Origin of the sequence: Achromobacter sp. DH1f (genome assembly GCF_000633435.1) — a bacterium.
Classification (GTDB): domain Bacteria; phylum Pseudomonadota; class Gammaproteobacteria; order Burkholderiales; family Burkholderiaceae_B; genus Achromobacter; species Achromobacter deleyi.
Map to the genome: position 1 here is coordinate 72,012 of NZ_AYMF01000006.1, position 13,140 is coordinate 85,151.

Below are 13,140 nucleotides of genomic sequence, written 5' to 3' on the forward strand. Positions count from 1 at the left end.
TTCCGGGCGCTGGAATTCCGAGGGCTGGAATGCCGCGCCGACGTGCCAGAAAATCGCAGTGCGTCGCGCGCATTTACGCCGCGTGCAGCACCGGCCTCGCGCCGCGCGTGACGATCAGCAGCAGCAATGCCGCCAGCACCGACATCGCGCCGGCGCCCGCCATCGCGGCGTGAAAGCCGCCGGCCAGGGCATCGGCAAACAATGCCGCCACGCCGTCCGGCTGCGCGGGCAGCACATGCTGCGTGACGGCGGCGCGCGCCACGGCCTGCGCGTCCGGCTGGCCCAGGCGCGTCAGCGCCGTGGCCAGGCTGTCGATTGCGCGTCCGCTCATCAGCGCGCCCAGCAGCGCGATGCCGATGGTCATGCCGGTCTGGCGCAATGCGTTCATGGTGGCCGACGCCATGCCCGAGCGTTCGCGCGGCACCGTCGCCATGACGGCCATGCTGGTCGAGGGCACCGTCAGGCCCATGCCCAACCCCAGCACCACCATCAGCGTGCCGGTCAGCGCATAGGGCGTGTGCGCGTCCAGGCTCATCATGCCCAGCATGGCCGCGCCGATCAGGCCGTAGCCGGCGATCATCAGGCGCGGCAGGCCGAAGCGCGCATTCAGGCGGCCGAACACGGTCGACACCAGGCCCGATGCCACGAACTGCGGCGCCAGCTGCCAGCCGCTGGCCAGCGGTGACAGGCCCTGCACGTGCTGCAGGTACAGCGAGAAAAAGAACAGACTGCTGTAGCCGCCAAAGCCCAACACGAAAGACGCGAAGTTGGTGACTGCGAACCCCGCGTCGCGAAACAGGCCCAGCGGCAGCAGCGGCCGGGCAACTTTCTGTTCGACCCACAGGAAGGCGGCCAGGCTGACGCCGGCAATGGCAAGCGCCGCCACGGCGTCCGGCGCTTGCCAGCCATGCTCGCCCGCGGCGATCAGGCCGTAGGTCAGGGCGCCCAGCCAGATCACGCTCAGCGCCTGGCCGGCGGGGTCGAACGCGGCGTGTTCGGGGTGTGCGCTTTCCTGGATGCCCCACAGGCCCAGCCCGATGGCCAGCGCGCCCACGGGCAGGTTGATGAGAAAGATGCTTTGCCAGCTGAAGTGCGCCACCAGCACGCCGCCCAGCATCGGCCCCACGATCAGCGAGATGGCATTGCACGAGGCCCAGAGGCCGATGGCCTGCGCCCGTTCGCGCGGCTCGGGAAAGGCCTGTGTCAAGAGCGACAGCGCGCCGGGAATCAGCAAGGCGCCAGCTACCCCCTGCACGGCGCGGCCGATCAGCAGCATCGGCAGGCTCTCGGCCACGCCGCACAGCGCCGAGCCCACGGTGAACAGCAGCACGCCCGCCAGCCACGAACGCTTGCGGCCATAGCGGTCGCCCAGCGGCCCCGCCGACAGCATGAAGGCGGACAGGAACAGCGCGTACGCGTCCACCACCCATTGCAGGCCGGCCATGTCGATACGCAACGCGGCTTGCATGGTGGGCAGGGCCACGTTGACGATGCTGATGTCCAGGATGGTGATGAAGCTGCCCAGGTTGACGGCAAGCACCAGGGCGCGGCGGCGGCTGAGGGTCATACGGATCGACCAGGAAAGGGGGAAGACCGTATTCTATTTAGTGACTGACCGTCGGTCAATGAAAGAAAACAGGGCCCCAGAAGAACAACCTGCCCACCCGTGCATGTGTGGGCAGGCTGGCGCCATCAATTCAGCTTGATCCCCAGTTCCTTGATCAGCGGCCCCATCTCGGCCCGGTCGGCGGCGATGGTGTCCGCCAGTTCCTGCGCGGTGCCGCCGATGGGAATCATGCCCAGCGTCTGCATCTGCGCCTTCATCGCGGGTTCCTTCAGGATGTCGGACACCGTCTTCTGGATCAGCGCCACCCGGTCAGCCGGCACGCCGGCCGGCGCCATCAGGCCGATCCACGGTTGCGGCGCGTAGTCCGTCATGCCGGACTCGCGCAGCGTCGGCGTGTCGGGCAGGCCGGCAAAGCGCTCGGGGCTGGTGATGGCCAGCGCGCGCAGGCGGCCGCTGTCGATCAGCCCCTTGGAGCTGGACGGCGCATCCAGCCCCACGTCGAGCTGGCCGCCGATCAGGTCGTTCTGCGTCTTGCCGGAGGACGACGACGGGATGTACAGCGCCTTGATGCCGGCGCGCCGCGCGGTCTGCTCCCACACCAGGTGAAACGCGGTGCCGATCGAGAACGAACCCACCGACAGGTTGCGCGCGCGGCTTTCGCGCACGAAGTCCTGCCAGGTCTTGATCGGGCTGTTGGCAGGCACGATGAACAGGAACGGCGTGCGCGCCACCAGTGCCACCGGTTGCAGATCCTTTTGCGGATCGAAGGGCAGGCTGTCCACCGCGAACGGCACGATGGTCACGGACGAGGCCACCACCATGCCCAGCGTATAGCCGTCCGGGGCGGACTTGACCAGCGCGCCGGTGCTGATGATGCCGGACGCGCCGGGTTTGTTTTCCACCACCACCGCCTGGCCCCAGGCCTGCGACAGCTTGCTGGCCAGCACGCGCAGCATGACGTCCACCGGACCGCCTGGCGGGTTGGACACGATGATCTTGACCGGCTTGTCGGGATAGGCCGCGCCGGCGGCGGCGGGCAGCAGCAGGGCAAGCGAGAGCGCGAGAGACTTGAACATGGATATTCCCCTTGTGTGTGTTTTGTCGGTGGTGCAGTGGCCGCGCGTGGCGGGCCGGCATTCGCCTCAGTGCAGCACGTGCAGGTGCGGCGCGGGCGGCCAGTCGGGGGCGTCGCCGCGGATGAAGGCGAGCCAGGCGCGTTGCGTCGTTTCGGTCAGCCGGGCGGCCTGTGCGGACGGCAGGCCGCGCAGCATGGGCGCGCTGGCGAAGGCGTCCAGGGTGCCGAACACGAACGGCAGTTCGATGCAGTGGCAGGCGAGAAAGGCCTCGGTCGGCGCCACGTCAACGCGCGCCAGCCAGGCCTGGCGGCCCTGCGCGACCGCATCCGCAGCCCACTGCCGTGACGGCGCGCCAAATACGGCTTCACTGGCGGCCTGGCTGTCCGGGCCGGTGCCGTAGCCGGGAAACGCGGCCATCTCATCGCGGGTGTAGGCCACCAGCACATCTGCGCGGCCGGCGGCTCGTTGCAAGGCCGGGGCGATGTCGGCGGGCAGCACCTGGCCGTCCAGCACCGGGCCGAACAGGCTGCGGCGGCCGCCCTCGGCCTGTAGCGCCGCGACGACTTGCGGCGCCTGCTGGGCGGCGAGCAGGCGTTCGACGGGCAGGGTGCGGGCCGCTTCCAGCGTATCGGCGCCAGCCGCTTCGAGGAAGACCTGGCCCAATGCGGCCGCCTGCGCCGAACTGCGAAAGCCGCGCCCCAGCGCAGCGCTCTGCAGAATCGCCCGGGCAAAGCGCGGCCGGCGCGTCAGCATGGCGCAGATCGACGAGGCGCCGGCCGACTGGCCCATCAGCGTGACGCGTTCAGGGTCACCGCCCAGGGCGTCGATGTTGTCCATCACCCAATCGATGGCGGCTTCCTGGTCCAGCAGCCCCACGTTGGCGGTCTGCCCCGGCACGTGCAGCCAGCCCAGCGCGGCCAGCCGGTAGTTCACCGCCACGACCACCACGTCGCCCCGCCCAGCCAGGCGCGCGCCGTCGTACCAGTCCAGCGCGCCCGCGCCGCTTTGCCAGGCGCCGCCATGCAGCCACACCACCACGGGCCGGCGCTGCGCATCGGCGGCCGGCGTCCAGACGGTCAGGTGCAGGCAGTCTTCGGTCTGCGGTGCGTCGAAATCGCCCATGGCGCCGCGCAGGCGCGAGGGCAACTGCGGCGGCACGGGGCCGGGGCGCGTGGCATCCCGCGGGCCTTCCCAGCGGGCGGGTTCGGGCGGTGCGAAGCGCAGCGCGCCCACGGGCGGCGCGGCATACGGAATGGCGCTGAAACGGCAGATGCCGTTCTCGTCGCGCAGGCCGGTCAGCAGGCCGGCGCGCAGCCTGGCCTGGACGGTTTCGGTCATGGTGTTGCCCCTTGTCGTTGTCATCGTGGCGGCAACGCCTGAAGGCTTTGCCGTCTTCGGACTATGGTAGGGACGAACGGGGCGGCCAGGACATGCCGGTTTCGATCCGGGCCATGCGGGTTGCGCATGGCCCGGCGACGGCTTGGGCCGAAGCCGCTTATGCCGAAGCCGCTTACTTCAGGATGCGCGCATCCATGCTGTTGTCGGCCAGGGCCTGCGCCTGCGCCTGGCTCATGCCCAGATGCTCGTACAGCGCGTAGAAGTTCTCGGTGACGTAGCCGCCGAAATAGGCCGGGTCGTCGGAATTGACGGTGACCTTCACCCCCGCGTCCAGCAGCGACAGGATGTTGTGCTGCGACATGTGTTCGAACACGCGCAGGCGGGTGTTGGACAGCGGACACACGGTCAGCGGAATCTGCTCGTCGATCAATCGGGCCATCAGGCGCGGGTCTTCCGCGGCGCGCACGCCGTGGTCGATGCGCAGCACCTTCAGCAGGTCCAGCGCTTCCCAGATGTATTCCGGCGGGCCTTCTTCGCCCGCGTGCGCCACGGCCGGCAGCCCTTCGGCGCGGGCGCGGTCGAAGACGCGCTGGAACAGGCGCGGCGGAAAGCCTTTTTCGCTGCTGTCCAGGCCCACGGCGATGAAGGCGTCGCGGTAGGGCAGCGCCTGTTCCAGCGTGCGCATGGCCTGCTCTTCGGGCAGGTGGCGCAGAAAGCTGAGGATCAGGCCGCTGCTGATGCCCAGCTTCTTGCGGCCGTCTTCCAGCGCCTGACTGATGCCGCCCAGCACGGCGGCGAACGGCACGCCGCGGTCGGTGTGGGTCTGCGGATCGAAGAAGGGTTCGGTATGCACCACGTTCTGCTCGTGGCACTTGACCAGGTAGTCCCAGGTCAGGTCGTAGAAGTCCTGTTCGGTGCGCAGCACGTCGGCGCCCAGGTAGTACAGATCCAGGAATTCCTGCAGGTTGCCGTAGTTGTAGGCGCCGCGCAGCGCATCGATGTCGGGCCACGGCAGCGCCACGCCGTTGCGGCGGGCCAGACGGAACAGCAGCTCGGGTTCCAGCGAGCCTTCCAGGTGCAGGTGCAGTTCCGCCTTGGGCAGGGCATTGAGCCAGTCGTACATGGATGGGTGCTCCTAATCAGTGTTAACAGGCGCTGGATGGGGGGCCTGGGCCATAACGGCTTGGGCCAGCGTGGTCTGGGCCGTCGTGGCCTGAGCCGCAATGGCCTGGGCCAGCGTGTCCGCGAACGCGCGGGCCTGGCGGGTGCTGGGCCGGTCGCGGCGCCAGATCGCCGCCAGCGGCGATTTGCGCAGGGCGGGGCGGGCCGCCAGCACGACGACTTCGCCGCGCGCCTCGCGCACCGCCGCAACGCTGCCCGGCAGCATCCACAGATAATGGCCTTCCAGCAGCATTTCGCGGCCGAATTCCAGCGACAGGGCGCCGATCATATCCGGAATCGGCAGGCCCGCCTGGTGCAGCAGCATTTCCAGCTCGCCGCGGATGCGGCTGCCGGGCAGGGCGGTGATCCACGGATAGGCCACGCATTCGGCCAGGTCGGCGTCCGGCCGGCCCGCCAGCGGATGGTTCGGTCCGCAGGCCAGCACCACGGCGTCTTCCAGCAAGGTGGCCGACCGATAGACCTGCGGATTGACCGTGGACGAAAAGCGGCTGATCAACACGTCCAGCGCGCCCGCGTCCAGGTCTTCGATCAGGCGTTCGTGCGTGCCGATCTCAAGCGTGAGCGTGATGCGCGGATAGGCCTGGCGAAAGCGCGTCGCCGCCTGGGCCACCGGCCAGCCGGCAAACATGGAAAAACAGCCCACCGTCAGGCTGCCTTCGTCGCCGCGCGACAGCGCGGCCAGATCGATCTCGGCCTTGCGAAAGCCCGTCAGCAATTGGCGCGCATGGCGGCACATGGCTTCGCCCAGCGGCGTGCAACTGGTGCCGCGGGCCGTGCGTTCGAACAGCCGCGCACCCACCAGTTCCTCGATTTCGGCGATGGCCCGCGACAGGCCCGACTGCGTGCTGTGCAGTTGCGTGGCCGCCTTGGACAGGTTGCCCAGCTCGGCCACCGTCAGCACGATTTCCAGATGCCGGGTGCGGAGTTTTCCTTTGAAGGGCGTCATGGGGGCGGCGGGTGAAGGGCAATCCGCCGATTATTCCCCCCCGCCGCGGCCTTGGCAACGCGGGGTTTCGGTATAGTGCGTGGCCATGGGACACGACACGATGACAATAAAGATGGCGTTGGCCGCCGCGGCGCTGGCCAGCCTGTCGGCCTGCGGGGTCTCCACGGTGGACGACGTACGCGTCACCTGGCCGGATTTCAAGCAGGGCGCGCCGCTGGTGCTGCCGTCGGACCCGGCCCAGTGCCCGGATCTGGCCGGCACGTATCTCGTGGCCGGCGAACTGCGCGGCGGCAAGGCCTCGGCGGTCGGTCTGTCCGACCTGCAGCGCTTTCTGGCGAACGCGCTGGCGTTGCCGGGGCTGCAAGACACCGCCGAACGCCAATGGCAGCCCACGGCCGCGGCCCGCGTGACGTTCAATCGCGTGCCCGAGGGCTGGCGCATCCAGGCAGACGACGGTCAGGGCGGGGGCAATGAAACGCTGCTGCGGCAACGCGATGGCGCCGCCGACCCGGATCCCGTCAATCCCGCCGACCCGCCCCTGTTCGGCGCCAGCCGCTATACCGGCTGCACCCAGGGCCGCTTCTGGGTGACGGCACGGCGCGACTGGCATCAATACGAATCCATGGGCGTGTACCGCTACGTCGCGCTGCTGCGGCCGCAACAGGGCGGGCTGCTGGTCAGCGTGCAGCGCGAGTCCCACAGCATCGGCCTGTTGCCGTGGTATTCGTCCGACAGCGACCAGGCGCAATACTGGTTCGCGCCGACGGCTGCGCGCCCATGAGGCGCGCGCGCGCCCGACGGCGAGTGGATCGAATATCAAGGGACGCGGCTTGACGAGCGCGGCGGCATCTTCCGCCGGGGCGGTGCCCGCGCGTTTCGTGTCCGGGCCGCTGCGCGGCCACGTGCTTGAAATGGTGCTCACTGGCTGGACCAGCATGCTGGCCGTCTTCGGCGTGGAATTCCTGACCCTGCTCTATCTGGGCACGCTGCGCGACGAAACGGTGCTGGCGGCGGTGGGCTTCGGGTCGATGACGCTGTTCACCGTTATCTCGGTCGCCATGGGCGTGACGGTGGGCGGCGTGGCGCGGGTGTCGCGCGCGCTGGGGGCGGGCGATCCGCGGCAAGCGCGCCGCATGGCGGCGGCCTCGCTGGTGCTGATGGCATTGGCCATGGCCGTGTCCGCGGCGCTGTACCTGGCGGCCATCGGCCCGTTTACGCTGGCGATTGGACTGGCCCCTGACGTGCGGGCGCGGCTGCTGTCCTACGTGGCCATCACCGCGCCGTTCGCGACCGTGATGGGCCTGGGCATGATGCTGTCCAACCTGCTGCGCGCCGCCGGCCATGGCCGGCAATCCATGTGGGTGCTGCTGGCCGGCACCGCCACCGTGGCGGTGCTGGACCCGCTGGTGATCTTCGTGCTGGACGGTGGCATGGTCGGGGTGGCCTGGGCCGGCGGCATCGGTCGCGTGGCGACGCTGGTGCTGGGCGGCTGGCTGGTCTTCGGCAAGCACCGGCTGGTGGCGCGCCCCGAACGGGCACGCCTGGGCGCCGACCTGGCCGCCGTAGGCCGCATTGCCTTGCCCGCCGGCCTGAGCGCGCTGGCCACGCCCGCCGCCGTCATCTTCACCGCGTCCACCTATGCCGGCTTCGGGTCCAGCGTCATGGCCGGCGCCACCGTGGTGGACCGGGTGCTGCAACTGTCGTATTCGATGTTCTTTGTGCTGCCCGGCGCCATCGGACCGATCCTGGGGCAGAACCTGGGGGCGGGGCAGTGGAACCGGGTGCGCCGCACCGTCCGCCTGACCGCCGCCATGGCGCTGATGTACGGTTTTGGCGCCGCGCTGCTGCTGGCCCTTCTGGGGCCGTGGATCGCCGACCTGTTCCAGGTGTCCGGCCAAGGCCGCGAACTGGTGCTGTTCTTCTGCCGCTACGGCAGCTTCGCCTGGGCGGTCAATAGTCTCTTTTTCGTGTCCATCGCCGTCTTCAACAATCTCGGCCATGCCACCTATGCCACTGCCATCGGCTGGCTGCGCGCCACCGTGGGCACGTTGCCGTTCGTCTGGCTGGGGGCGCACTACGGCGGACCCGAAGGCGTGCTGCTGGGTCAGACCCTGGGCTTTGCGCTGTTCTCGCTGCTGGCGATGGCGCTGTGCGTGCGCGTGCTGCGCCGCCCGCCGGCGGGCATGCGGTAACGATCTCTTTCGCGTCGACGGGGCGGTCGTTACCGATGGATAAATCGGTGCCACCGGGTTCGATTTCGGCGGCCGGTCGGGGTACGATCCGGGCTGACTCCGATTTTTCAGGATTGCCATGCGTCAGCACTCCCTTCGCGCCCGAATTGATCCCTTTGCCCGCGTGGTCCTGGCCGCCGCATTCTGCGCCGCCGCCACGGGCATCGCCCAGGCCGAAGGGCCGTCGTCGGCCACGGGCTCGCGCAGTTCCGCCAGCCAGCCGGCGCCCGCGCCGGTGCTTGCGCCCAAGCGCAGCTTCGACGACGCCTCGACGCCGGCCGCGACCGCCGCTCCCGCGGCCGATCCCGATTCGTCGCTTGCTGCGCCGCCGACGAATGTCCATGCGCCTGCCCCGGCCCCCGTCGCTGCCCCGGCTGCACCTGCGCTTGCGCCTGCGGCTGCACCTGCGCCTGCGCCTGCACCCACGCCTGCCGCATCCGCCACGTCGCCCAAGGTCATCATCCCGACCGAACTCGACACCAAGGCCTGCATCGCCAAGCTGCGCAAGGGCGCCACGGCCAACGGGCTGACGGTGGCCGACTGGGACAAGTACACGGCCAACGCCAAGCTGCTGCCCACCACCGTCGCGTCCGCCCAGGGCCAGCCCGAAGGCCGCGAGTCCTGGTGGGACTACATCGCCAAGACCGTCGACGACGAACGCGTCAACGACGGCCGCGGCGTGCTGGCCAAGTATGGCAAGCAGCTGGACGCCATCAGCCAGCAATACCAGGTAGACCCGGCCACGCTGGTCGCCATCTTCGGCATCGAGACCAACTACGGCCGCCAGGTCGGCAAGACCGACGTGCTCAACGCCTGGCTCACCCGCGCCTGCACCGAAAACAAGACGCTGTGGGAAAAGAACGCCTACGCCTCGGTGCGCCTGCTGCGCGACGGCGTGGTGCAGCCCGACAGCTTCGTGGGTTCCTGGAGCGGCGCCTTCGGCATGACCCAGTTCATCCCGACCTCGTTCTACGAACTGGCCGCCGATGGCGACGGCGACGGCAAGATCGATCTCTACAACTCGCTGCCCGATGCCCTGGCGTCCACCGCCAACCACCTGCGCAAGCGCCGCGCCAAATGGACCCACGGCCTGCCCGCCGTGGTCGAAGTGCGCGTGCCGGCCGACGTGGCTGCCGCCATCCCGCCCGCACCGGACGCCGAATACGTCGGCTCGCAAGACCGCCGCAGCATCGCGCAGTGGGCCCAGGCGGGCCTCAAGCAAGGCAATGGCTCGGCGCTGAAGCTGGCCTCGGGCAACGACGAACAGGCCTACCTGTTCGCGCCCACCGGCGCCAACGGCCCGATCTTCCTGGCTACGGTCAATTTCGACGCGATCCTGCACTACAACCAGTCGCGCCGTTACGGGCTGGCGGTGTCGCTGCTGCTGAACCGCCTGCAAGGCGGCCCGGCGCTGGCTACCGCCTGGCCCACCGACGACCCGGGTCTGTCTCGCGCCCAGATCAAGTCGGTGCAGGAAATGCTCATCAGCCTGGGCTACGACATCGGCATCGCCGATGGCATCCCTGGCGCCAAGACGCGCGATGCGGTCCGCGCCGAACAGGAAAAGCGCAACCTGCCGCAGGACGGCCGGGTCGGCAAGCGCATCTACGACGCGCTCAAGACATCGGGCGACGCCAAGGCCAAGCCGGGCGCCTGAAGGATGGGGCTTACGCCGTGACACTGCTGCCCGACTCGTTCGTCACCGCCCGCTTGCGCGCCGAGCGCATGTCGCAGACGCATCTGTCGTTCATCACCGCCATGCACGCGGACGCCGCCCTGATGGCCTCCATGGGCGGCACTCGCGATGCCGCGTCCAGCCGGCGCTATGTGCAACACAATCTGCTGCATTGGGCCGAGCAGGGCTATGGCATGTACGTGCTGACGGAACGCGAATCCGGCGCGCTGGCGGGCCGCGCCGGGCTCAAGCTGGCGGTGTCGGGCAAAGTGGAACGGGTCGAAATCGCCTACGCCTTCCAGGCGGCCTGTTGGGGCCGCGGCTATGCGTCGGAAATCACGCGGGCGCTGCTGGCATTGGGCTTCGAGCGCCTGCCCGTGCAGGTGCTGAGCGCCGTGGCGGTCGTGACCAACCCGGCCTCGCTGCGCGTCATGGAAAAGTGCGGGCTGCGCTGGATCGAAACCACCGGCGAAGGCGACGCCCGCAAGCTGCGCTATGAAATCCGGCGCGAGCAATGGCGGGCGTTGGCGTCCTGTGACGGGTCGGCGCCCCGGGCGGGATCTTTGCCGGAACCCGCGGAAAAGCCCGCGACGGGCGAAGCGTCCGCGCATCGGGCCGGCGGCGCTAACATGGCGTCATGAATGCCGTTTTGAAACCCGCCATGACTACCCGCGATATCCCGCCTGCAATCGACGACGATCCCCCGCCGGTTCCCCCCGAAGCGCCCGCACCGGAAGAATGCTGCAACAGCGGCTGCATTCCCTGCGTGTACGACACCTATAACGAAGCGATGGACGCCTACCGCGACGCGCTCAAGGCCTGGCGCGCGCGCCACGGCCAAGGCTAGCAAGGTAAAGCCGGGCAAGGCAAAGCCGGGCAGAGGGGCAGAGGGGACTACCACGCTGGGGTGGCTACGCAAGCGTAGCCACTGGGCCGTTCAGCCCGCCAGCTTCATGTGGATGATCGGCCGCGGCCGGCCGGCCGCGTCGGTTTCCGATCGGCCCACGTCCTGAAAGCCATAGTGCTTGTAGAAGCCGTGGGCCTGAGGGTTCTGTTCGTTGACGTCCACCTGCAGGCTGCCGTGCAGCGACAGCGCGAAGTTCAGCAGGCGGCGGCCCGCCCCTTTGCCGCGCTTGTTGGCGTCGACGAACAGCATTTCGACCTTGTTGCCGTTCAGGCCCATGAAGCCGGCGACTTCGCCGGTATCGTCTTCACAGACCCAGACGCGTACCGACGGCAGGTAGGTGTTGAGCACCTGCGGGTACATGGCCTGGATTTCCTTTTCGGTCAGGAACGTATGCGTGGCCCGCACCGAACGAAGCCAGATGTCCACCAGGGCGAGATCGTCGCCGTGGTTGCGTTCTCGGATGTTCATGTCAAGCGCTACAAGCCCGATCGGTAGATGTCAGTGGCCGCCAAGACGGTTTCCATTTGCACAGTATGCGCGAAAACGAAACGGTCCCCGTACACGGTTTCATCCGGAAACTCGGAAATCAGCGCCATCGGCAGTTCTTCCCGGTCGGTCTCCGTGACCTGTACGGGGATGCCGTTCAGCACATCGAATCCCGTTTCGAGTGCGTGGGCGTGGAATAGTTCAAGTTGGCGGGCGTTGAATTCCACCAGGCCCGGCACGTTGCGGGCCAGGCGCGCCGTCACGCCTTCGATCAGGCGGCGGGCGCGTTCGCTCCAGCCGGGGTGGTGGCGCAGCACCAGGAAAAAGCCCTTGGGCACCGTCCACAGCTCGAAATGCCGCGGCAGGTAGCCGGACAGGGGACGGGTCCACTCGTGCGCCGGGTAGCCGTGCAGGTTGATGTGCAGTTGCGCGCCGCTGATGGCGTGCGCCTGGTGGCGGCCGTCGCGCTCGAAGAACGGTGCGTGTTCGCGATAGGCGATGTCGTCGCCCAGCGCGCTGTAGCGCGAGGCATGCAGCATGTGGCGCGGATGCTGTTCGCGCAGGCGGTTGAACAGCGCATAGCCGTCGGGGTTTTCCGAGGCGATCAGCGCGAAGTGGGCATCGCCGCGGGCCTTGAGCGCTTCGGCCGCACGCAGCGCGCCGACCACGCCGGACGTTTCGTTGGCGTGCTGCGCGCCCGAAATGAACACCGCAGGCCCTGGGCCACGCAGGTAGGTACCCAGCACCGGACGGCCCTGGCGCGACACGGCCTGGAATTCGTCGCCGGCCAGCGCGGCCACACAGCCGGCAATCTGCGCGGCGGGCAGCGGTTCGCGTTGCTGGGCCAGCGGCGTGGCGAGCGGTGCGGGCGTTACCGGCGCGGGCGGCGCAAAGGGCTCCAGCGTCATCATCACGCGCGCCGCGCCATCGTGGCGGCGGACGTCGGGGATGATCTGGCCGGGCTGCAGGCCGCGGTCGCCGGACGGGCGGCCGGAATGCTGCTGGAAGTGTTCCAGCAACGAGAAATACAGGTCTTCGTGCAGGGCCTCGAAGGTGCTGACGATTTCTTCGTCCACCGGCAGGGCGAAGTCCATGCCCGGCAGGTCGACGCGGATTTCCAGGCGGTCGAAGTACGGTTCATGCGCGCCCCAGGCATGCTGGCGCACGGTATCGACGATGCTGCGGAAGGCTTGCTGGTATTCGGTGGCCTGCGGGCCGTCGGTCTGCACGGCGCCGTCGGCGTCACGCACGCGCAGCCAGCCGGTGGGCGACAGTTCGGGCGTGCCGTCCTGGGCCTGGCCAAGCTGGTTGGGGGCGAATACGCGCGTCTCTACGCGGCGGCCGTCGGCATAGGCCAGGGTGACGTCGTAATGCAGGTCGGCTGCGCCCGCGCGCATCGCGACGCGCACGCCGGGCAGCAGGGCCACCAGCGGATACGCTTCCAGCGTGAAGCGCTTGGCCTGGGCGTGTTCGTGCAGCGGGTAGCGCAGGTCGACGGACACCAGCCCGTCGCGCTCGACTTCTTCCAGGAAGTAATGCACAAGCGGCTTGTAGGCGCTGCGAAAACGCGCGGTGACGCCCGCCTGCGCCAGCCGGGCCTCTGCCTCGCGCCGAGCGTCGACGCCCTCGAACAGCCACCCCTCGACCGCCGCCCCACGCCAGGCCGGCGCCTTGTAGGCATGGATCCACGCGTCAAGCGTGCGGTCGAATGTCTTTTCCAGCAAAACCATCG

General features: G+C 69.0%; 12 protein-coding genes. 5 read left to right on the plus strand and 7 right to left on the minus strand.

Features of this window, described 5'->3' with window-relative positions; all coding sequences use genetic code 11:
- Positions 1-73 precede the first annotated feature (73 nt).
- The 5 genes from U858_RS0103030 to U858_RS0103050 all read right to left on the minus strand — a co-directional run bounded on the left by U858_RS0103030 (position 74) and on the right by U858_RS0103050 (position 6,109).
- Positions 74-1,567, minus strand: a complete 1,494-nt coding sequence (locus U858_RS0103030) for an MFS transporter (RefSeq protein ID WP_025135716.1) — start codon at positions 1,565-1,567, stop codon at positions 74-76.
- A gap of 125 nt (positions 1,568-1,692) precedes the next feature.
- Positions 1,693-2,643 (minus strand): tripartite tricarboxylate transporter substrate binding protein, encoded by a 951-nt coding sequence (locus U858_RS0103035; RefSeq protein ID WP_025135717.1) that lies wholly within the window; start codon positions 2,641-2,643, stop codon positions 1,693-1,695.
- 66 nt (positions 2,644-2,709) lie between these two features.
- Positions 2,710-3,981: a carboxylesterase/lipase family protein gene (locus tag U858_RS0103040; RefSeq protein ID WP_025135718.1), complete on the minus strand. Its 1,272-nt coding sequence runs from the start codon at positions 3,979-3,981 to the stop codon at positions 2,710-2,712.
- 172 nt (positions 3,982-4,153) lie between these two features.
- Positions 4,154-5,104 carry an adenosine deaminase gene (locus U858_RS0103045; RefSeq protein ID WP_025135719.1) on the minus strand — a complete coding sequence of 317 codons (951 nt, stop codon included), beginning with the start codon at positions 5,102-5,104 and terminating at the stop codon, positions 4,154-4,156.
- A 12-nt stretch (positions 5,105-5,116) separates the two neighbouring features.
- Entirely contained in the window at positions 5,117-6,109 is a 993-nt protein-coding gene (locus U858_RS0103050; protein WP_025135720.1) for a LysR family transcriptional regulator, read from the minus strand.
- 100 nt (positions 6,110-6,209) lie between these two features.
- Here U858_RS0103050 and U858_RS0103055 point away from each other — a divergent pair, with 100 nt between their 5' ends.
- The 5 genes from U858_RS0103055 (at position 6,210) to U858_RS0103075 (ending at position 10,862) form a co-directional block, all read left to right on the plus strand.
- The gene (locus U858_RS0103055; RefSeq protein WP_232786482.1) at positions 6,210-6,890 is read left to right on the plus strand and encodes a hypothetical protein; all 681 of its coding nucleotides are present in this window, start codon (positions 6,210-6,212) and stop codon (positions 6,888-6,890) included.
- Positions 6,891-6,939: 49 nt separating this feature from the next.
- Positions 6,940-8,301: an MATE family efflux transporter gene (locus U858_RS0103060; protein WP_029953483.1), complete on the plus strand. Its 1,362-nt coding sequence runs from the start codon at positions 6,940-6,942 to the stop codon at positions 8,299-8,301.
- Between the two features lie 118 nt (positions 8,302-8,419).
- Positions 8,420-9,997, plus strand: a complete 1,578-nt coding sequence (locus U858_RS0103065) for a lytic murein transglycosylase (RefSeq protein ID WP_025135723.1) — start codon at positions 8,420-8,422, stop codon at positions 9,995-9,997.
- A 17-nt stretch (positions 9,998-10,014) separates the two neighbouring features.
- Positions 10,015-10,656 carry a GNAT family N-acetyltransferase gene (locus U858_RS33545; protein ID WP_025135724.1) on the plus strand — a complete coding sequence of 214 codons (642 nt, stop codon included), beginning with the start codon at positions 10,015-10,017 and terminating at the stop codon, positions 10,654-10,656.
- Positions 10,657-10,676: 20 nt separating this feature from the next.
- Entirely contained in the window at positions 10,677-10,862 is a 186-nt protein-coding gene (locus U858_RS0103075; RefSeq protein WP_029953485.1) for an oxidoreductase-like domain-containing protein, read from the plus strand.
- A gap of 90 nt (positions 10,863-10,952) precedes the next feature.
- Here the strand turns inward: U858_RS0103075 and U858_RS0103080 are convergent, their stop codons facing one another.
- Both U858_RS0103080 and U858_RS0103085 read right to left on the minus strand, forming a co-directional pair.
- Positions 10,953-11,390, minus strand: a complete 438-nt coding sequence (locus tag U858_RS0103080) for an acetyltransferase (RefSeq protein WP_025135726.1) — start codon at positions 11,388-11,390, stop codon at positions 10,953-10,955.
- 8 nt (positions 11,391-11,398) lie between these two features.
- Complete coding sequence (locus U858_RS0103085; RefSeq protein ID WP_025135727.1) at positions 11,399-13,138, minus strand: peptidase M14; 1,740 nt, start codon at positions 13,136-13,138, stop codon at positions 11,399-11,401.
- Between the last annotated feature and the right edge of the window lie 2 nt (positions 13,139-13,140).